The 19,448-nt window shown below is 67.3% G+C and carries 15 protein-coding genes; 7 read left to right on the top strand and 8 right to left on the bottom strand.

The window, feature by feature from the left end; translation table 11 throughout:
• The 5 genes from DK459_RS16055 to DK459_RS16035 all read right to left on the bottom strand — a co-directional run bounded on the left by DK459_RS16055 (position 1) and on the right by DK459_RS16035 (position 5,109).
• Positions 1-882 carry a branched-chain amino acid ABC transporter permease gene (locus DK459_RS16055; RefSeq protein ID WP_110134863.1) on the bottom strand — a complete coding sequence of 294 codons (882 nt, stop codon included), beginning with the start codon at positions 880-882 and terminating at the stop codon, positions 1-3.
• 15 nt (positions 883-897) lie between these two features.
• A complete protein-coding gene (locus DK459_RS16050; RefSeq protein ID WP_070781860.1) occupies positions 898-2,058 on the bottom strand; it encodes an ABC transporter substrate-binding protein in 1,161 nt (386 codons plus the stop codon).
• A 19-nt stretch (positions 2,059-2,077) separates the two neighbouring features.
• Positions 2,078-2,923: an alpha/beta fold hydrolase gene (locus DK459_RS16045; protein WP_110134862.1), complete on the bottom strand. Its 846-nt coding sequence runs from the start codon at positions 2,921-2,923 to the stop codon at positions 2,078-2,080.
• On the bottom strand, positions 2,920-4,479 hold the full coding sequence (locus DK459_RS16040; protein ID WP_110134861.1) for a benzoate-CoA ligase family protein: 1,560 nt from the start codon (positions 4,477-4,479) through the stop codon (positions 2,920-2,922). Before DK459_RS16040 ends, DK459_RS16045 begins: the two co-directional genes overlap by 4 nt.
• 159 nt (positions 4,480-4,638) lie before the next feature.
• On the bottom strand, positions 4,639-5,109 hold the full coding sequence (locus tag DK459_RS16035; RefSeq protein WP_006385537.1) for a DUF4863 family protein: 471 nt from the start codon (positions 5,107-5,109) through the stop codon (positions 4,639-4,641).
• Between the two features lie 178 nt (positions 5,110-5,287).
• Here DK459_RS16035 and DK459_RS16030 point away from each other — a divergent pair, with 178 nt between their 5' ends.
• The 7 genes from DK459_RS16030 (at position 5,288) to DK459_RS16000 (ending at position 15,102) form a co-directional block, all read left to right on the top strand.
• Positions 5,288-6,199, top strand: coding sequence for a helix-turn-helix transcriptional regulator (locus tag DK459_RS16030; protein ID WP_006385536.1), 912 nt, complete (start codon positions 5,288-5,290; stop codon positions 6,197-6,199).
• 238 nt (positions 6,200-6,437) lie between these two features.
• On the top strand, positions 6,438-8,099 hold the full coding sequence (gene boxC, locus DK459_RS16025) for a 2,3-epoxybenzoyl-CoA dihydrolase (RefSeq protein ID WP_054447987.1): 1,662 nt from the start codon (positions 6,438-6,440) through the stop codon (positions 8,097-8,099).
• Positions 8,100-8,208: 109 nt separating this feature from the next.
• On the top strand, positions 8,209-9,636 hold the full coding sequence (gene boxB, locus DK459_RS16020; RefSeq protein WP_006385534.1) for a benzoyl-CoA 2,3-epoxidase subunit BoxB: 1,428 nt from the start codon (positions 8,209-8,211) through the stop codon (positions 9,634-9,636).
• 51 nt (positions 9,637-9,687) lie between these two features.
• Positions 9,688-10,935: a benzoyl-CoA 2,3-epoxidase subunit BoxA gene (gene boxA, locus DK459_RS16015; protein ID WP_070541616.1), complete on the top strand. Its 1,248-nt coding sequence runs from the start codon at positions 9,688-9,690 to the stop codon at positions 10,933-10,935.
• Positions 10,936-10,995: 60 nt separating this feature from the next.
• On the top strand, positions 10,996-11,436 hold the full coding sequence (locus DK459_RS16010) for a MaoC family dehydratase (protein WP_024070121.1): 441 nt from the start codon (positions 10,996-10,998) through the stop codon (positions 11,434-11,436).
• A 302-nt stretch (positions 11,437-11,738) separates the two neighbouring features.
• Positions 11,739-13,361 carry a phage tail protein gene (locus DK459_RS16005; RefSeq protein ID WP_054499219.1) on the top strand — a complete coding sequence of 541 codons (1,623 nt, stop codon included), beginning with the start codon at positions 11,739-11,741 and terminating at the stop codon, positions 13,359-13,361.
• Positions 13,362-13,494: 133 nt separating this feature from the next.
• Positions 13,495-15,102, top strand: a complete 1,608-nt coding sequence (locus DK459_RS16000; protein WP_006385530.1) for a hypothetical protein — start codon at positions 13,495-13,497, stop codon at positions 15,100-15,102.
• Between the two features lie 42 nt (positions 15,103-15,144).
• Here DK459_RS16000 and DK459_RS15995 read toward each other — a convergent pair whose 3' ends face one another.
• The 3 genes from DK459_RS15995 to DK459_RS15985 form a co-directional block, all read right to left on the bottom strand.
• Positions 15,145-16,131, bottom strand: coding sequence for a TRAP transporter substrate-binding protein (locus DK459_RS15995; protein WP_006385529.1), 987 nt, complete (start codon positions 16,129-16,131; stop codon positions 15,145-15,147).
• A 252-nt stretch (positions 16,132-16,383) separates the two neighbouring features.
• A complete protein-coding gene (locus DK459_RS15990; RefSeq protein ID WP_006385528.1) occupies positions 16,384-17,577 on the bottom strand; it encodes an acyl-CoA dehydrogenase in 1,194 nt (397 codons plus the stop codon).
• Between the two features lie 132 nt (positions 17,578-17,709).
• A complete protein-coding gene (locus DK459_RS15985; protein WP_006385527.1) occupies positions 17,710-19,392 on the bottom strand; it encodes a thiamine pyrophosphate-binding protein in 1,683 nt (560 codons plus the stop codon).
• Positions 19,393-19,448: the final 56 nt, after the last annotated feature.

Genomic DNA, 19,448 nt, shown 5'->3' with positions numbered 1-19,448 from the left:
TCAGCCCTGTTTGAACAGCCCTTCGGGCTTGCACAGCAGAATCGCGGCCATCAGCACGTACACCAGCACGCCCGCGGCGGCGGGGAACAGCGCCTGGCCGAAGGTCTCGACCACGCCCACCAGCATCGCCGCCAGGAACGCGCCGCGGATCGAGCCGATGCCGCCGATCACCACCACCACGAAACAGATGATCAGCACGCCGTTGCCCATGCCCGGATACACCGACGACACCGGCGCGGCGATGCTGCCGGCCAGCGCCGCCAGCGCCACGCCGGCGGCGAACACCAGCCGGTACAGCTTGTTGACGTCGATGCCCAGCGACCCGGTCATCTCGCGGTTGCTGGCGCCGGCGCGCAGCATCATGCCCAGCCGCGTGCGCGCGATGACCCAATACAGCAGCAGCGCCACCGCGATGCCCACCGCCGAGATGAACAGCCGGTACACCGGGTAGGTCATCACGTCTCCCAGCGCGATGCTGCCCTGCAGCCAGGACGGCAGCGGCACGCCGTGCACGTCGTTGCCCACCAGGATGCTGCGCAGTTCCTCGAACACCAGGATCAGGCCGTAGGTCATCAACACCTGCTGCAGGTGGTTGCGGCGATACAGGTAGCTGAAGAACGCCGCCTCCAGCAGGTAGCCGAGCGCGGCGGCGGCTAGCACGCACACCGCCAGGGTGGCGATGAAGCCGCCGCCGAGCCAGCGGTCCACCGCCGGCCCCAGCGCGAACGCCATGTAGGCGCCGATCATGTAGAAGCTGCCGTGCGCCAGGTTGATGATCCCCATGATGCCGAAGATCAGCGTGAGCCCGCTGGCCACCAAGAACAGCAACAAGCCGTACTGGAAGGCGTTCAGGCTCTGGATGAGCAGGATGCCGAGGTCCATGGGGACTCTCCGGTCCTAGAGCTTGCAGCCGCGGGCCGGGTCGGCCAGCTTGCGCACGGCCACGTCGACCACCTTGTTCTCCAGGCCGTCGACGCGGCGCAGGTAGATGTCCTGCACCGGGTTGCCGGCCTTGGACAGCGTGAATGCGCCGCGCGGGCTGTCGACCGTGGCGCCGCGCATGGCTTCGCGGAATTCGGCCTTCTTGCCGAAGTCGCCCTTGACCGCCGCCAGCCCCGACTGCATCAGTTGCGCGGCGTCGTAGCCTTGCACCGCGTATACGTCAGGCTGCATGTTGTAGGTCTTGCCGTAGTCGGCGCGGAAGGCGTTGTCGCGCGGCGTGTTCAGGCCGTCGGCATAGTGCAGCGTGGTCAGCAGCCCCTGTGCCGACGCGCCCTGCGCCTGCAGCGTGCCGTCGGTGAGAAAGCCCGAGCCGTACAGCGGGATGGTCTTGTCCAGTCCCGCGGCGTGATAGTCCTGCACGAATTTCACCGCGCCGCCGCCGGCGAAGAAAGTGAACACCATATCGGGCTTGAGCGCGGCGATCTCGGTCAGGAGCGACTGGAATTCGACGTTGGGGAAGGGCAGGCTCAGTTCCTTGACCACCTTGCCGCCGGCCTGCTCGAAGCCTTCCTTGAAGCCGCCGATGGCCTCGTCGCCGGCCGCGTACTTCCAGGTGATGGTGACCGCCGTCTTGTGGCCGCGCGCCTTGGCCACCGGGCCCATGGCGTAGGCCGGCTGCCAGTTGGTGAACGAGGTGCGGAAGATGCCGGGGCCGCACAGCGGGCCGGTGATGGCGTTGGCGCCGGCGTTGGTCACGATCAGGGTGGTGTCGGCGTCCTTGGCGGCCTTGGCCAGCGCCATCGCCACGCCCGAGTGCACGGTGCCGATCAGCACGTCGACCTGGTCGCGCTTGATCAGGCGGTTGGCGTTCTCGGCGGCCTTGGACGGATTGGATTCGTCGTCCACCTTGAAGTATTCGATTTCGCGCCCGCCGAGCTTGCCGCCCTGCTCGGCCACATACAGCTTGAAGCCGTTCTCGATGGCGTTGCCGAGCGCGGCGTAGGTGCCGCTGTAGGGCAGCATGAAACCGACTTTGAGCTTGTCGGCGGCCAGGGCGCCGCTTGCGGCCAGCATCAGCGCCGCGCTCAGCGCGGCCCGGGTCAGGGCGTGGGTCATGGTGGTGTCTCCGTGCTTGTCATGGGCTGCCGCTGGGGCGGCCGGGTTGGTCCAGCGCGCCGACGAAGCCGGCGATGGCCTGGATTACGGTGGCGGGCTGGTCCTTGTGCGGCGAATGGCGGCAGTCGGGAATTTCCAGCAGCCGCGTCTGCGGCGCGGCGCGCCGGATACCGCGTATCTGTTCGAGCGTGCCGTACTCATCGTCCACGCCCTGCATCGCCAGCACCGGGCAGGCGATGGCGCGCAGGTGATCCTCGATGTTCCAGCTGCGGAAGGCGGGGTCCAGCCAGACGTCGTTCCAGCCACGGAAGGCCGAGTCGACGTCGTCGTGATGGCGCGCCAGTCGCGCGCGCAGGTCGGTGTCGCGGTAGGCCTGGCGCGCCTGTTCGATATGCGCCACGGTGCGGTCCTCGACGAAGATGTGCGGCGCGGCCACCACCACGCCCGCGACTGCGTCCGGCTGCATGGCGGCGTAAAGCAGGGCGATGGAGCCGCCATCGCTGTGGCCGAACAGGATGGGGCGATCCCGCTTGGCATCGATACCGAGCGCGGCGAGCAGCGCCGGCAGCGCGTCGGCGGCCTCGCGGTGCATGAAGTCGACCGCACGCCTTTCGCCGGTGGCCAGCGGCGTGGAGCGGCCATAGCCGTAACGCGAATAGACCAGCCCGCGGCAGCCAGCGGCTTCACAAGCTTGCCTTGGCCAGTCCTTCCACATCGACACCGAGCCCAGGCCTTCGTGCAGGAACACCAGCAATGGCGCGCCCTGGCGCGACGCCGCGATCCACTGGTATTCCAGGCGCAGGTCGCGGCCCGCCGCGCGCACGTCGGCCAGGGCAGCGGGCTCGGGAGCGGGCACGGCGCTCATGGCGTGACCTGTTCCAGCTGGCGCAGGCGGAATCGCTGGATCTTGCCGGTGGCGGTCTTGGGCAGTTCATCGGTGAAGTCGATCTGGCGCGGATACTTGAAGGGCGCCAGGTGCTGCTTCACATAGCGCTGCAGGTCGGCGCCGGTGTTCGCGTCCGGCGCGTAGCCCGGGCGCAGCACCACGTAGGCCTTGGTCTTGACCAGGCCGTCGTGGTCCGGCACGCCGATCACGGCGGCTTCGAGCACCGCCTCGTGCTGCACCAGCACGTTCTCCACTTCCACCGGCGACACGTACTGGCCGCTGACCTTGATCATGTCGTCGCTGCGGCCGGCATAGGTGTAGTAGCCGTCGGCGTCGCAGATGTATTTGTCGCCGCTCTTGAGCCAGTCGCCCAGGAAGCACTGGCGCGTCTTGTCGCGATTGTTCCAGTACATCAGCGCGGCGCTCGGGCCCTTGATGTACAGGTCGCCAATCGCGCCAGCGCCCACCGGCGCGCCGTTGTCGTCGCGCAGTTGCACCTCATAGCCGGGCACCGGCTTGCCGGTGGTGCCGTAGCGCAACTGGCCGGCGCGGTTCGACAGGAAGATGTGCAGCATCTCGGTCGAGCCGATGCCGTCCAGGATGTCACAGCCGAAATGGCGCTGGAAGCGTTCGCCGATGTCGCGAGGCAGGGCCTCGCCGGCCGAGGTGCACACGCGCATCGCCACCTGTTCGCGCGGCGGCAGGTCGGGCGCGGCCAGCATGCTGGCGTACAGCGTCGGCACGCCGTAGAACACGGTCGGGCGGTGCCGCACCAGGCGCTGGAACACGGCCTGCGGCGTCGGCCGCTCGGCCATCAGCACGACGGTGGCGCCCACCGACAGCGGAAAGGTCAGGCCGTTGCCCAGCCCGTAGGCGAAGAACAGCTTGGCGGCGGAGAATGCAATATCGTCCTCGCGGATGCCCAGCACCGGCTTGGCGTACAGCTCGGCGGTGTGCCACAGGTTGCCATGGGTGTGGACCACGCCCTTGGGCTTGCCGGTGGAGCCCGACGAATACAGCCAGAAGGCGATCTCATCGGACAGCGTGCGCGCGGCCGGCGCCAGCGGGGCGGCGGCCAGCAATGCGTCGAGTTCGTGCGCGCCGGCGGGCAGCGCCGCCGCGGGGCGTGACACCACCATGTGTTCGACCTCGCCGGGCGCCTGCGCCAGCGCGGCCAGCAAGGTCGACAGCAGGCTCTCGGAGACGAAGGCGGCGCGCACGCGGCTGTGGTTGAGAATGTAGGCGTAATCGTCCGGCGTCAGCAGGGTGTTCACGGCCACGGGCACCACGCCGGCGTGCAGCGCGCCCAGGAACACCACCGGCCAATCCGCCGTGTCCTGCATCAACAGCAGGATGCGTTCCTCGCGCCGCAGCCCCAACTGGCGCAATGCGCCCGCCATGCGCGCCACGCGCTCGGCCAGTTCGCCGTAGGTGAGCTGGCGGGTGTCGTCGATGTAGGCCAGCTTGGCGGCGCGCGGCGCGTTCAAGGCGGCCAGGTGGCTGGCGAAGTTCAGTTCGGCGGGGCAGGCATTCACGGTTGTCTCCTGGTGTCCTGGCGGGCGGGGGCTGTCCGGCGGTCCGCAAGCGTCTGGCGGCTTGTCGTGACCGGCGGCAGGGTGTGGCTCAGCCCGCGCCGGCGGCCGGCCGGCCGCGCGGGGAGCGACCGGGGCGATGGGGAAGGGCGAGGCGCGGATTCATGCGCGGGTGAACTCGATGGCGCCGCCGGGCAGCAGGTACAGCACCAGCGCGCGGCCCTGCGTCACGGTGGGGCGGTGGGCGCTGCCGGGGCCATAGACCAGCCAGCCGGCGCCGTGGCCGTCGAAGCGCGCCGCGTCGGTCAGCGGCATGATCATGTCGACTTCGCCGTTGGGATGCGCGTGGTGCGGGCCGGCCAGATCGTCCATGTCGACCACGTCGACCGAACAGCCGCCCAGGTCCTCGGCCGGCTTGATGACGCGGCCGTAGCGGATGCCGCCGCCTTCGCGGTTGCACATCCAGCCGTCGGCCACTCCCTGCCTACAGGTGGCGAAGATGTCGGCGTACAGCGCGCTGTCGGGGCCGGCCTCCTGGTTCAGGCGCTGCTGCAAGGCGCTGTCCAGCGCCTGGCCGGCCATCAGGCCCGTCACCTGGCGCATCAGCGCGTGGAATCGTTCTGGCGTGCTCACCCGGTCTCCTCCTATACACTGTCGGCGCTTCAGCGGCGGATGCAATCCAGTGCTGTTTTGTCGCACCTGACACGCTGTTGAAGCTGTTGAAGGAAAAATAGTGCTTCCATTGATGTGAGTCAAGCACTATAGTGCATAAATCAGGTGTTATCAGGGTTTTTGCGGAGTCAGCTACACCATGAACCAAGCGCTAGAAGACGCGGCGCCAACCGAACCCAGGCGGGAAGCTTTCCTGGTGGCATTGGGCGAACGGGTGCGCCGCCTGCGCGCTATCCGCGGCATGACGCGCAAGGGCCTGTCGCAGGTGACCGGCGTGTCCGAACGGCACCTGGCCAATCTCGAGCACGGCGTGGGCAATGCCTCGATCCTGGTGCTGCTGCAGATCGCCAAGGCCTTCAATTGCGCGCTGGCCGAGCTGGTCGGCGACGTCACCACCGAGTCGCCCGACTGGCTGCTGATCCGCGAACTGCTCAGCGGCCGCACCGAGTCCGACCTGCAGCGCGCGCGCGAGGCGCTGACCCAGCTGTTCGGCGTGGGGGCCGGCGCGCAGCGCCCCAACCGTACCCAGCGCATCGCGCTGATCGGCCTGCGCGGCGCGGGCAAGTCCACGTTGGGCCAGATGCTGGCCGATGACCTGGGCTACCCGTTCGTCGAGCTGAACCGCGAGATCGAGCGGGTGGCCGGTTGCAGCATCCTGGAGATCCACAACCTGTACGGGCCCAACGCCTACCGCCGCTACGAGCGCCGCGCGCTGGAAGAGGCGGTGCAGATCTATCCGGAAATGGTGCTGGCCACACCCGGCGGTTTGGTGTCGGAGCCCGCCACGCTCAACCTGCTGCTGGCGCACTGCTACACGGTCTGGCTGCGGGCCACGCCCGAGGAGCACATGGGCCGGGTGATGGCGCAGGGCGATTTCCGGCCGATGTCCGGCAACAACGAAGCCATGGCCGACCTGAAGCGCATCCTGGCCGGGCGCGAGGCTTTCTATGCCAAGGCCGACCTGACCTGGGTCACCAGCCACCTGGAGGTGCAGGAGAGCTTCGCCGGCCTGCGTACCCAGGTGCGCAAGGCTTGCGGTCTGCCGCTGTAGCGCCCGCGTCTTTCGCCGACCGCCAGGGCCGCCCGTTGAGGCGGCCTTTTCTTTGGCGGGGCCTCGGCCTGTCCGTTCGGAGAGCGGGCTTCATTGAAGGACGCTTTGATGGGGCCCTTGGTGACCTGCACTTTTGTGCATCTTTTGCTTGACGCTGATTTTCGCCTGCACTAATCTGCATAATAATTCATGTCGTGCAGTATTTTTCCTGTCAGATCAGGGCATCAGGAGACAAGCGATGAGCAGCACCGCCAGCAAGGTCGATTTTCGGACCGATCCCACCCAGTATCGTCATTGGCGCCTGTCGTTCGATGGCCCGGTCGCCACGCTGGCGATGGACGTGGCCGAGGACGGCGGCTTGCGCCCCGGCTACAAGCTCAAGCTCAATTCCTACGACCTGGGCGTGGACATCGAGCTGCACGACGCGCTGCAACGCATCCGCTTCGAGCATCCCGAGGTGCGCAGCGTGGTCGTCACCAGCATGAAGGACCGCATCTTCTGTTCGGGCGCCAACATCTTCATGCTGGGCCTGTCCTCGCACGCCTGGAAGGTGAACTTCTGCAAGTTCACCAACGAAACCCGCAACGGCATCGAGGACTCCAGCCGCAACAGCGGGCTGAAGTTCATCGCCGCGCTCAACGGCGCCTGCGCCGGCGGCGGCTACGAGCTGGCGCTGGCCTGCGACGAGATCCTGCTGATCGACGATCGCTCGTCCTCGGTCGCGTTGCCCGAAGTGCCGCTGCTGGGCGTGCTGCCCGGCACCGGCGGCCTGACCCGCGTCACCGACAAGCGCCGCGTGCGCCACGATCACGCCGATATCTTCTGCACCCTGGTCGAAGGCGTGCGCGGCCAGCGCGCCAAGGACTGGCGCCTGGTCGATGATGTGGTCAAGCCGGCGCAGTTCGAGGCCGCGGTGCGCGAGCGCGCGCTGGCGCTGGCCGAGGGCAGCCACCGTCCGGCCGGCGAGGCCGGCGTGACGCTCACCCCGCTGGCGCGCGAGGAAAGCGCCGATGCCTTGTCCTACCGCTACGTCGACGTGCGCCTGGACCGCGACAAGCGCCAGGCCACCTGGACCGTGCGCGCGCCGCAGGGGCCGGTGCAATCGGAGCTGGCCGACATTCTGGCCGCCGGCGCGGCCTGGTGGCCGTTGCAGATGGCGCGCGAACTGGACGACGCCATCCTGTCGCTGCGCACCAACGAGCTGGACATCGGCACCTGGATCTTCAAGACCGAGGGCGACGCGCAGGCCGTGCTGGCCGCGGACGCTTCGCTGCAACGCCATGCCGGCCACTGGTTCGTGCGCGAGACCGCCGGCCTGCTGCGCCGCACGCTGGCGCGCCTGGACGTGACCTCGCGCAGCCTGTTCGCGCTGGTCGAGCCGGGTTCGTGCTTTGCCGGCACGCTGCTGGAACTGGCGCTGGCCGCCGACCGCAGCTACATGCTGGACAGCGAAGGCGAGGAACACGACCCGGCCCAGCTGATCGTGGGCGAGGCCAACTTCGGCGCCTACCCGATGGTCAACGGCCAGAGCCGCCTGCAACGCCGCTTCCACGAGGAAACCGCGCCGCTCGAAGCGGTGCGGGCCCGCGCCGGCCAGCCGTTGGCCGCGCGCGACGCGCTGGCGCTGGGACTGGTGACCTACGCGCCCGACAGCATCGACTGGGACGACGAGGTGCGCATGATGCTCGAAGAGCGCCGCGCGCTGTCGCCGGACGCGCTCACCGGCCTGGAAGCCAACCTGCGCTTCGGCGGCCGCGAAACCATGGAAACGCGCATCTTCGGCCGCCTGACCGCCTGGCAGAACTGGATCTTCAACCGACCCAACGCGGCGGGCGAGAAGGGCGCGCTCAAGCTCTACGGCAAGGGCGAACAGGCGACGTTCGACTGGAACCGCGTCTAGCGCGGCCCGCGCGGCAATTCCCCATACACGGCGCCGGCCCGCGCAGCGCGGCCGGCGCCCCAAGACCCGGCGCCGCCCCGACGCGGCCGTCCATCCAGGAGCAGAGACAATGTCAGGCATCAACTACAGCGACAAAATCCCCAATAACGTCAACCTGTCCGGCGACCGCACGTTGCAGCGCGCGCTGGAACACTGGCAGCCCAATTACCTGCAATGGTGGCAGGACATGGGTCCGGACGGCTCGCATGGCTTCGACGTCTACCTGCGCACCGCCGTCAGCGTCGAGCCCGACGGCTGGGCCCACTTCAATCACGTGCGCATGCCCGACTACCGCTGGGGCATCTTCCTGGCGCCGCAGGACGGCCAGCGCAAGATCCACTTCGGCGAGAACATGGGCCGCGACGTGTGGCAGGACGTTCCCGGCGAACACCGCGCCAACCTGCGCCGCATCATCGTCACGCAGGGCGACACCGAGCCGGCGTCGATCGAGCAGCAGCGCCACCTGGGCCTGACGGCGCCGTCGCAGTACGACCTGCGCAACCTGTTCCAGATCAACGTCGAGGAAGGCCGCCACCTGTGGGCCATGGTCTACCTGCTGCACCGCTACTTCGGCCGAGACGGCCGCGAAGAGGCCGACGCGCTGCTGCAGCGCACCTCCGGCGATTCCGACAACCCGCGCATCCTCGGCGCCTTCAACGAGAAGACGCCGGACTGGCTGGCGTTCTACATGTTCACCTACTTCACCGATCGCGACGGCAAGTTCCAGTTGTGCGCGCTGGCCGAATCCAGCTTCGACCCGCTGGCCCGCACCACCAAGTTCATGCTGACCGAAGAGGCGCACCACATGTTCGTGGGCGAATCCGGCATCTCGCGCGTGATCCAGCGCACCTGCGAAGTGATGAACCAGTTGAAGACCGACGACCCGGCCGCCGTGCGTGCCGCCGGCGTCATCGATCTGCCGACGATCCAGCGCTACCTGAACTTCCACTACAGCGTCACCATCGATCTGTTCGGCGCCGACCAATCGTCCAACGCCGCCATCTTCTACGGCTCGGGCCTGAAGGGCCGCTACGAAGAAAGCAAGCGCAACGACGACCACCAGCTCAAGAACGACACCTACCGCGTGCTGTCGGTCGACAACGGCAGGCTGCGCGAGGTCGAGGTGCCGATGCTGAACGCGTTGAACGAGGTGCTGCGCGACGACTTCATCCGCGACTCTGTGGCCGGCATCGGCCGCTGGAACAAGGTCATCGAAAAGAGCGGCATCGCCTTCCGCCTGCAGGTGCCGCACAAGGCCTTCAACCGCCAGATCGGCACGCTGGCCGGCATCCGCATGTCGCCCGAGGGCGAGATCCTGTCCGAAGCGCAATGGCAGGCGCACCGCCACCAATGGCTGCCCACGCCGGAGGACCGTGAGTTCGTCGCCTCGCTGATGGGCCGCGTGACCGAGCCCGGCAAGTTCGCCAACTGGATCGCGCCGCCGGTCATGGGCATCAACCGCCAGCCCGTGAACTTCGAGTACGTTCGTTTCAACTAAGGCCCCGCGGCGGCGCCATGCGCCGCCGCGCCGCGCATTCGGATGACCGCGATGAACGCCGCCCTGCCCATGGAAGTCCTGAAGCAGCACCTGATCGATCCCGAGATCTGCATTCGCTGCAACACCTGCGAAGAAACCTGTCCGATCGACGCGATCACGCACGACAGCAACAACTACGTGGTCGACCCGGACATCTGCAACGGCTGCATGGCCTGCGTGCCGCCGTGCCCCACCGGCTCGATCGACAATTGGCGATTGGTGCTGCGCAGCGACGCCTATTCGGTGCAGGACCAGCTGGGCTGGGACGAACTGCCGCGCGAGCAGCCCCTGCCGGAAGCCGCGGCGATCGTGGATGAGGCGGCGAACGCGGTCGTCGAGCCGGTGTCGTCCGCCGCTGTGGCGGCCATGCCGTCCGTGACGCCCGGCGCCAGCGTGCCGCCGTGGTCCGCCGCGCATCCCTACGTCAACCTCTACACCCACAAGACGCCGGTGACCGCCACCGTGGTCGGCAACTACCGCGTCACCGGCGCCGACACCGACAGCGACATCCACCACATCGTGCTGGACTTCGGCGAGCTGCCGTTCCCGGTGCTGGAAGGCCAGTCCATCGGCATCCTGCCGCCCGGCACCGATGCCCAGGGCCGGCCGCACCACGCGCGCCAGTATTCGTTGGCCAGCCCGCGCGATGGCGAGCGCGCCGGCTACAACAACCTGTCGCTGACAGTGAAGCGCGTCACCGAAGACCACCAGGGCCAGTCGGTCAATGGCGTCTGCTCCAATTACCTGTGCGACCTGGCCAGGAACGACACCGTGCAGGTCATCGGGCCGTTCGGCCACACCTTCCTGATGCCGAACCATCCGCGCGCCAACCTCATCATGATCTGCACCGGCACCGGCTCGGCGCCGATGCGCGCCATGACCGAGCGCTACCGCCGCCGCATCGAGACCGGCGAGAACGGTCGGCTGATGCTGTTCTTCGGCGCGCGCACCGAACGCGAGCTGCCGTACTTCGGGCCGTTGATGAAACTGCCGCGCGACTTCATCGACATCAACCTGGCGCTGTCGCGCGAAGCGGACCGGCCCAAGCGCTACGTGCAGGACCTGATCCGCGAACGCGCCGCCGACGTGCGGGGCCTGCTGGCCGATCGCAACACCTGCATCTACGTCTGCGGCCTGAAAGGCATGGAAGTCGGCGTGCTGGACGCCCTGCGCGAGGTGACGGTGCAAGCGGGGCAGGATTGGACTATCCTGCACGATGTGTTGCGCCGCGAGGGGCGGCTGCACTTCGAGACCTATTGAACCGGCGGCCGCCGCAAAGGACGCCGTCGATCGGTTACCTACGCGAGGGGAAGTCCACCAATGAAGTTCGCTGATTTCAAGGACGGCATGCTGATCAAGGCCGGCCCGGTCACCATCACGGAAGCCGAAATCCTCGAGTTCGCCCGCAAGTACGACCCGCAGTGGTTCCACACCGATCTCAAGCGTGCCGCCGAGGGCCGCTGGGGCGGCCTCATCGCCAGCGGCTGGCACACCTGCGCGCTGGCCATGCGCATGGCGGTGGACTCGGCGCTGCACGATTCCGAATCGTTCGGCTCGCCCGGCCTGGGCGAGGTGCGCTGGCGCACGCCGGTGCGGCCCGGCGATCAGTTGCGCCTGGAAGCCCGGGTGCAAGGCGCGCGCACCTCCTCGTCGCGCCCGGACCTGGGCATCATCACCTGGGCCTGGACGGTGATCAACCAGCACGACGAAGCCGTGCTGGAACTGGACGCGACCAGCCTGTTCGATCTGGCGGGCGACTAGCCCGCCGCCATGCCGGGCCCGCGCCCGCCGCGGCGGGGCCAGGCGCCCGTGTCGCAGTTGCCTTGTCCGCTCCCGCGGATACCCGTAACATGACCGCGTCGTGGGCAAATTGCGTCCACCGGCATTGAAGGCCCGCCCGGGGTACCAGGCGGGCCTTTTGCATGGGCCCGCCGAATGAGGCAGCCCGCAAGACGATCACTTCCTTCCGTGAACCCGGCATTCCGCCCAGGCCCGCCCGCATCCGCCGGCGGGCTTTTTTTTGCGCAGCGCCGCTGCTGCGATTCGTCATCAAGGTCCCCTTCATGCAACTCCTGAAACCTATCAATGTCGGCCAGGCGCCGAACGACCAGACCGGCGACACGCTGCGCGACGCCATGGGGCTGGTGAACGAGAACTTCGCCAAGACCCGCGCGGGCGTCGAAGCCGTCGAAGTGGCCACCGCCGCCGCGCAACGCAAGGCGGATGCCGCGATTGCCTCCGCCGAAAAAGGCGCGGCCGGCGGCGTGACGCCGCTGGACGCGGCGGGCAAGGTGCCGGCCGCGCACCTGCCGCCGCCGGCCATTCCGCTATCGCAGAAATCGGCGCCCGGCGGCGTCGCGCCGTTGGATGAGGATGGGCGCGTGCCGGTCGATCACCTGCCGGTACCGGTGGCGTCCGTGCCGCTGGCGGAAAAGGGCCAGCCGGGTGGTGTCGCGGCGTTGGCCGCGGACGGCAAGGTGCCCTTCGCTCAACTCCCCGATCTGGTTCCGGCGGCGGAGAAGGCGCAGCCCAAAGGTGTTGCCACGCTGGCCGAGGATGGCCGGATCGTCGCCAATCAATTACCGCCGTTGATCCCTGCGGCCGACAAGGGGCGTCCCGGCGGCGTAGCAACCCTGGACGCTGACGGTCGCGTGCCGGCGCTTCAGCTGGCCGCCGTGCCGCCGGAAGAAAAAGGCCGACCCGGTGGCGTTGCCACGCTGGATGCGCAGGGCAAGGTGCCGGTCGGCCAGCTTCCGCCTGTCCCCAGCGGACCGCCGGTCGGTTCGGTCGCGTGGTGGCCGCTGCGCGCTTCCATTCCGGCGGGCCAGATTCCCGCTGATGGGCAGATCGTTACCCGCGCCACGTTTCCCGATCTTGCGGCTATGGTGACGGAAGGCAAGGTGCCGGTGGTGTCCGAGGCGGACTGGTTGGCGGATCCGCTCAAGCGGGGGAGCTATACCGTGGGAGACGGATCTTCGACCTTTCGGGTTCCCGATTTGAACGCCAGGGCCGCAGGGTCTCTCGCGGCGGCGGTGTTGCGAGGAGATGGGGCGAAATCCGCGGGCATGCCTGGCTCCCTGCAAGCGGACCAACTCGGTCCGATGGACTACCGTGTCGTGAGCGGATTCAATCAAGCCACTAACGTGTTGGCAGACGCTTCCCTGAATGCTGTGATGGCTTCGGGGAATTTTGCCGGCTACACATTCACCACCACGCGGCAGACCACGAACGGCAGTCGCTGGATCGTCAATACCGGCGACGAAACGCGGATGGCGAACGTTACCGGCGTTTGGACGATTCACGCTTTTGCTGCTGTGGTCAATTCCGGCAGCGTCGATATCGCACAGCTTGCTAGTGACCATGCGGCGCTCAATGCGGCGTTTCAGACTTTACGCGCGCAGGTCTTCGGCGTTGGGCAGACGCTTCAAGACATGGGCGCGTCCCGGGCATTCGGTGTGACATACACCAACAGTACCGGTCGGCCGATCTCGGTTTACATCGTTGGCTCTTCCAACAGTAGCTCCGGCGGCAACATGTATGTGATGGTGGGCGGCATCGCGGGGACGCGCTCCATCACCACAATGAACGGCGTCTCGCTGGCGCTCACCGCTGTCATTCCCCCAGGAATCACCTATCGGGTGGTGGCCGACAGCATGACGCAGAATTTCTGGACCGAGTACCGGTGAGGCTCGTGGAAAGCTCGCCGGGACGTTGGCAGCGGCATCTGTCCGCGCAATCCCATTTTTTCCCCGTCACCCGAATACGTGGGTGGCTGTTCCATTTCGTGTCGCGGCATCACGCCGTCAGGGCTTTTCTCCCATGCAAATCCTAAAACCCATCAACATCGGCCTCGCGCCGAACGACCAGACCGGCGACACGCTGCGCGACGCCATGGCGCTGGTGAACGAGAACTTCGGCAAGACCCGCGCGGGCGTCGAAGCCGTCGAAGTGGCCACCGCCGCCGCGCAACGCAAGGCGGACGCCGCCGTGCCCATGTCTGAAAAAGGCGCGGCGGGTGGCGTGACACCGTTGGATGCGGCTGGCAAGGTGCCGGCTGCGCATCTGCCTCCACCTGCGATCCCTCTGTCGCAAAAATCGGCACCGAGTGGCGTTGCCCCGCTGGGCGAGGATGGGCGTGTGCCTGTCGAACATCTGCCAATTCCGGTGCCGTCGGTGCCGTTGGCGGAGAAGGGGAAACCCAATGGCGTTGCCACGTTGGGCGGCAATGGCAAAGTCGCGCCAGCGCAATTGCCTGCCTTGATTCCCTTGGCGGAAAAAGCTCAGCCTGACGGGGTGGCGACCTTGGGCGCGGACGGATTGATCGTCGCAAATCAGTTGCCGCCCCTGGTGCCTGCTTCGGATAAGGGGCGCCCGGGCGGCGTGGCGACCTTGGGCGCCGATGGCCGCGTGCCAGCGGTGCAGCTGTCAGCGGTGCCGCCGGCGGAAAAAGGCCAGCCCGGGGGTATCGCCACATTGGACGATGGCGGCAAGGTGCCGGTCGATCAACTGCCACCGATCCCCAGTGGTCCGCCCGTAGGCTCGGTTGCATGGTGGCCGCTGCGTACGTCCATTCCCGCTGGCCAGATTCCTGCGGATGGGCAGATAATCAGCCGCGCCACTTTCAAGGATCTTGCCGCCATGGTGGCAGCGCGTTCACTACCGGTGGTGCAGGAGGCCGAATGGCTCGCCGATCCGCTCAAGCGCGGCAGCTTCACGTTGGGAGACGGCTCTACCACCATCCGGATGCCGGACTACAACGGGAAGTCCCCCGGCTCAATTGGCGCGCCGTTCATGCGCGGCGATGGCGCGCTTTTGAACGGCGTGTTGAAAGCCAGCCAGAACAAGGCGCACCAGCACGTTTTTTCGTCGCCGCAGTACCTGTACGGGGAGACTGGCGGAAGCTCTTCCTTCTACGGAACTACCGCCTCGGTCACTCCTATCTTTACCCGTAACACCACTAGCGAAGGCGGCGCAGAAGCGCATCCGACGTTCGCTTCCGGTGTTTGGACCGTGCAGGCCTTCGGGACTGTCACCAACGCGGGGAGCGTCGACGCCGCACAATTGGCGTCCGACCTGGGCGTGGCCCAATCCACTTTGCAGCAGTTGAAGGGACAAGTGTTCGGTACAGGGCAGCAGCTTCGTTCACGCACGACGGTGTTGCGCACGTGGTATCAGAACACCACAGGCCGCCCCATACTGGTCGGGTTTCATTGTGTTGGCGTCGCTGCGGGGACGATCATCGTTGCTGGATACCTCAACAATGTCTCCGGTAATGCGGGATCGGTTCCTTATCATTACGACACGACCCCTGGCGGGTATGCCGGCATGCGCTGCGGTTTCACCATGCACGTGCCACCTGGCATGTGGTGGATGGCCGACACCATAAATGCCAATGTCGAGTCCGGTTCGATCTGGGAATACGCATGACCGAAAAGCCCCCGGACTCGTGTATGGACGGCTTCCGCCTTCCTACGGCCGCCGCATCGCCTTCAGGATATTCGCCCCTTCCAGCCCCGCCGCCGCCTCCCACTGTTTGACCGAGTCCGCCGCCGCTTTCTTCAGCGCCTGGCGCACCGGCATCGGCACCGCGGTATCGATGGTCACGCCGTTCTTGCGCATGTTGGCGTAGTTCTGCTGCAACCGGCCTTCGATGCGTTTCCACTGCTCGGCCTCGGTCTGCGCCGCGGCCTGGTCGATCGCCTTGCGCGATTTCGCGTCCAGCGCCTGATAGGCCTTCAGGTTCATCGTCGCCACCGAGATCGGCATCGCGTAGTTGATCTCGGCGAAGCGTGGCAGGTGTTCCCACAGCTTGCGGCCGGCGCCGCCATCGCCCGAGGACAGCACCGCGTTGACCTCGCCCGAGGCGATGCGCGGCATGGCGTCGGCGAACGAAATGTTCTGCGCGCGCGCGCCGGCTTTCTGCATCACGTCCTGCGAGGTCGCGTCATAGGTGCGGATGCTCAAGGCCTTCAGGGCGGCGACACTGTCCACCTTGTCCTTGGACCAGATGCCAGAGGCTGGCCATGGGGTGGTGTAGAGCAGTTTCTGGCCGTGCGCGGCCAGCAGTTTTTCGTAGGCGGGGCGGGCCGATTTGTTGAGCGCGCGCGCCTTGGACAGCGAATCGGCCAGGAACGGCAGCGAGGACACGCCGAACAGCGGGTACTTGGCCGCCAGCGCGCCGGCGAAGGCATCGCCGGCATCGACCTTGCGTGTCTCGACCGCGTCGATCATGTCGCCCGACTTGATGCCCTTGGCGGCGTCGAAGCTGGCGTCGATGACAACCTGGCCCGCGCTCTTGCTGCGCACCAGATCGGCGAAGGTGGACACGCCTTGTCCCGGCATCGACGTGGCCGGGTACTCGGTGGTCATGGTGAGAGTGGTGGCGGCGAATGCGCCGTGGCCCGCAAAGGCGATGACGATGCCCGCCCACAGGCGGAACGAGGGACTGCCGTGCATGCGCGACTCCTGGTCGTGACGAAAAATCCGGGGTCGGGCAGGCGGATGCAGCGGGCCGGCACCAGGCCAATTGCACGCAGCGTAAGCCATGGGCCGCGCGCGGGCTAGCTCCTGATAACCCTAATGCGAGGCGGATGCGATGGTCGGCATCCAAAAAAAAACGCCCCTCGAAAGGGGCGCCCAATCTTCGCCACGCCGGCGAACCGCGCGTCCGGAGCAGAGCCGGGCTCCGTCCGCGCGGGGCACTGCAAATCAATAGAAGGCCTGGATGCCGGTCTGCGCGCGGCCCAGGATCAGGGCGTGCACGTCGTGGGTGCCTTCGTAGGTGTTGACCACTTCCAGGTTGACCAGGTGGCGGGCCACGCCGAATTCGTCGGAGATGCCGTTGCCGCCCAGCATGTCGCGGGCCAGGCGGGCGATGTCCAGCGCCTTGCCGCAGGAGTTGCGCTTCATGATCGAGGTGATCTCGACGGCGGCGGTGCCTTCGTCCTTCATGCGGCCCAGGCGCAGGCAGCCTTGCAGGGCCAGCGTGATCTCGGTCTGCATGTCGGCCAGCTTCTTCTGGATCAGCTGGTTGGCGGCCAGCGGGCGGCCGAACTGCTTGCGGTCCAGGGTGTACTGGCGGGCGGTGTGCCAGCAGGCTTCGGCGGCGCCGATAGCGCCCCAGGCGATGCCGTAGCGGGCCGAGTTCAGGCAGGTGAACGGGCCCTTCAGGCCGGACACGCCCGGCATCATCTGGTCGGCGGACACTTCCACCTCGTCCATGACGATTTCGCCGGTGATCGAGGCGCGCAGGCCGACCTTGCCGTGGATGGCGGGGGCGGTCAGGCCCTTGGTGCCTTTCTCGAGGATGAAGCCGCGGATCTTGCCGTCGAACTCGCCGCCGACGCACTTGGCCCACACCACGAACACATCGGCGATGGGCGAGTTGGTGATCCACATCTTGTTGCCGGTCAGCTTGTAGCCGTCGGCGGTCTTGACCGCGCGCGTTTCCATGCCGCCGGGATCGGAGCCGTGGTTGGGTTCGGTCAGGCCGAAGCAGCCGATCCACTCGCCGCGGGCCAGCTTGGGCAGGTACTTCTGCTTCTGCGCTTCGCTGCCGAATTCGTTGATGGGCACCATCACCAGCGACGACTGCACGCTCATCATCGAGCGGTAGCCGGAGTCGATGCGCTCGACTTCACGGGCGATCAGGCCGTAGCTGACGTAGTTCAGGCCGGCGCCGCCGTATTCGGCGGGGATGGTGGCGCCCAGCAGGCCCAGCTCGCCCATTTCCGAGAAGATTTCCGGATCGGTCTTTTCGTTGCGGAAGGCATTCAGCACGCGCGGGGCCAGCTTGTCCTGCGAGTAGGCGTGGGCGGCATCGCGCACCATGCGTTCTTCTTCGGTGAGCTGCTGGTCCAGCAACAGGGGGTCTTGCCAATGGAACGAGGGATTCGAGGACATGCTGGGTCTCCGCTATGGATTTCCGTTTTCGGAATCTGGAAAGTTTAAACCTAAAATAATTGGCGCGGCAACCCGGGGTTTACGCGACGCGCGCGGGGCGCGTCGCCGTGGGGATGCCGTCGCCTCCGGGTATCAGTGCCGGGCCTTGAGCGCCGCGTCGCGGATCTTGTCCAGCGTGGTCGACGGCGTGATGGTCTGCGGGTCGATGAAGCAGTGCAGGATGGCCGGCTTGCCGCTGGCCAGCGCGCGTTCGAACGCCGGGCCGAACTGCTCGGTGGTCTCGACGCGTTCGCCGTGGCCGCCGAAGGCGCGGGCGTAGTCGGCGAAGTCCGGGTTCTTCAGCTCGGTGGCGGAAATGCGGCCGGGGTAGTGCTTTTCCTGGTGCATGCGGATGGTGCCGTACATGCCGTTGTCGACCAGCACCACGATGATGGGCAGGTCGTACTGCACGGCGGTGGCGAATTCCTGGCCGTGCATCAGGAAGCAGCCGTCGCCGGCGAAGCAGACCACGGTCTTGTCGGGCCAGACGCGCTTGGCGCCCACGGCGGCCGGCAGGCCATAGCCCATCGAGCCCGAGGTCGGCGCCAGCTGCGTGCCGAAGCGGGTGAAGCGGTGGAAGCGATGCAGCCAGGTGGCGTAGTTGCCGGCGCCGTTGGTCATGATGGCGTCGGCCGGCAGCGTCTTTTCCAGGTAGGCCATGACCTGGCCCAGCTGCAGCGCGCCCGGGGTGGTGACGGCAGTCGGGTCGCTCCACTTCAGGTACGACTCGCGCATGGCCTGCGTGCCGTCGGCCCAGGCCGGTTGAGCGGGGGCCTTCAGGCCGGCCAGCGCCTGGGCGAAGGCGGCGGGCGAGGTGTTGATGGCCAGCGTGGGGCGATAAACGCGGCCCAGTTCAGCGGCGTCCGGATGCACGTGCACCAGCTTCTGCTTCGGCACCGGGATGTCCAGCAGCGTGTAGGCCTGGCTGGGGTTTTCCGACATGCGGCCGCCGACAAGCAATACCAGGTCGGCGTCGGCCACGCGCTTGAGCAGGGCCGGGTTGATGCCCAGGCCGACGTCGCCGATGAAGCACGGATGGTCGGCCGGGAACAGCATCTGGCGGCGGAACGACACCGCCGTGGGCAAGGCATGGCGCTGCGCGAAGTCGGCGAACTGCTGCACCGCGCGCGCGTCCCAGCGCGTGCCGCCGAGAATCGCGACGGGATTGCTGGCCTGGGCCAGCAGTTGCTCCAGGTCGGCCAGCTGGCCGGCGGTGGGGGCGGAATCGATGACCTCGTAGCGCGGCGCGTCGGCCACCTGGGCGGCTTCGACCAGCATGTCCTCGGGCAGCGCGATCACCACCGGGCCCGGACGGCCCGAGGTGGCGATGTGGAAGGCGCGCGAGATCAGTTCGGGAATGCGCTCGACCTGGTCGATCTCGGTGACCCACTTGGCCTGCGTGCCGAAGACGGCGCGGTAGTCCATTTCCTGGAAGGCTTCGCGCTCGCGCATGCCGCGCTCGATCTGGCCGACGAACAGGATCATCGGGGTCGAGTCCTGCTTGGCGATGTGCACGCCGGCCAGCGCGTTGGAGGCGCCCGGGCCGCGGGTCACCATGCAGATGCCGGGTTCGCCGGTCAGCTTGCCATGGGCGTCCGCCATCATGGCCGCGCCACCTTCCTGGCGGCAGACGGTGACCTTGATGTCGGCGTCGTGCAGGCCGTCCAGCACCGCCAGATAGCTCTCGCCGGGAACGCAGAAAACGTGTTTGACGCCCTGGGCGACGAGCTGGTCGACGAGGATGTGGCCGCCGAGGCGGGATGCTTGCTGGGACATGGTGGGTGTCAGGATGAGCCGAGATTAAGACATCCGAGCATAATGTTCCTTGATCG

It is taken from the genome of Achromobacter sp. RW408 (genome assembly GCF_003184165.1).
Classification (GTDB): domain Bacteria; phylum Pseudomonadota; class Gammaproteobacteria; order Burkholderiales; family Burkholderiaceae_B; genus Achromobacter; species Achromobacter xylosoxidans.
This window is presented reverse-complemented; position numbering and strand designations above follow the sequence as displayed.

Excerpts from the sequence above, each read along its gene's own strand:
- DK459_RS16055 (WP_110134863.1), bottom strand. The coding sequence starts at position 882 with ATGGACCTCGGCATCCTGCTCATCCAGAGCCTGAACGCCTTCCAGTAC.
- DK459_RS16050 (WP_070781860.1), bottom strand. The coding sequence starts at position 2,058 with ATGACCCACGCCCTGACCCGGGCCGCGCTGAGCGCGGCGCTGATGCTG.
- DK459_RS16045 (WP_110134862.1), bottom strand. The coding sequence starts at position 2,923 with ATGAGCGCCGTGCCCGCTCCCGAGCCCGCTGCCCTGGCCGACGTGCGC.
- DK459_RS16030 (WP_006385536.1), top strand. The coding sequence starts at position 5,288 with ATGAACCAAGCGCTAGAAGACGCGGCGCCAACCGAACCCAGGCGGGAA.
- boxC (WP_054447987.1), top strand. The coding sequence starts at position 6,438 with ATGAGCAGCACCGCCAGCAAGGTCGATTTTCGGACCGATCCCACCCAG.
- boxB (WP_006385534.1), top strand. The coding sequence starts at position 8,209 with ATGTCAGGCATCAACTACAGCGACAAAATCCCCAATAACGTCAACCTG.
- boxA (WP_070541616.1), top strand. The coding sequence starts at position 9,688 with ATGAACGCCGCCCTGCCCATGGAAGTCCTGAAGCAGCACCTGATCGAT.
- DK459_RS16010 (WP_024070121.1), top strand. The coding sequence starts at position 10,996 with ATGAAGTTCGCTGATTTCAAGGACGGCATGCTGATCAAGGCCGGCCCG.
- DK459_RS16005 (WP_054499219.1), top strand. The coding sequence starts at position 11,739 with ATGCAACTCCTGAAACCTATCAATGTCGGCCAGGCGCCGAACGACCAG.
- DK459_RS16000 (WP_006385530.1), top strand. The coding sequence starts at position 13,495 with ATGCAAATCCTAAAACCCATCAACATCGGCCTCGCGCCGAACGACCAG.
- DK459_RS15995 (WP_006385529.1), bottom strand. The coding sequence starts at position 16,131 with ATGCACGGCAGTCCCTCGTTCCGCCTGTGGGCGGGCATCGTCATCGCC.
- DK459_RS15990 (WP_006385528.1), bottom strand. The coding sequence starts at position 17,577 with ATGTCCTCGAATCCCTCGTTCCATTGGCAAGACCCCCTGTTGCTGGAC.
- DK459_RS15985 (WP_006385527.1), bottom strand. The coding sequence starts at position 19,392 with ATGTCCCAGCAAGCATCCCGCCTCGGCGGCCACATCCTCGTCGACCAG.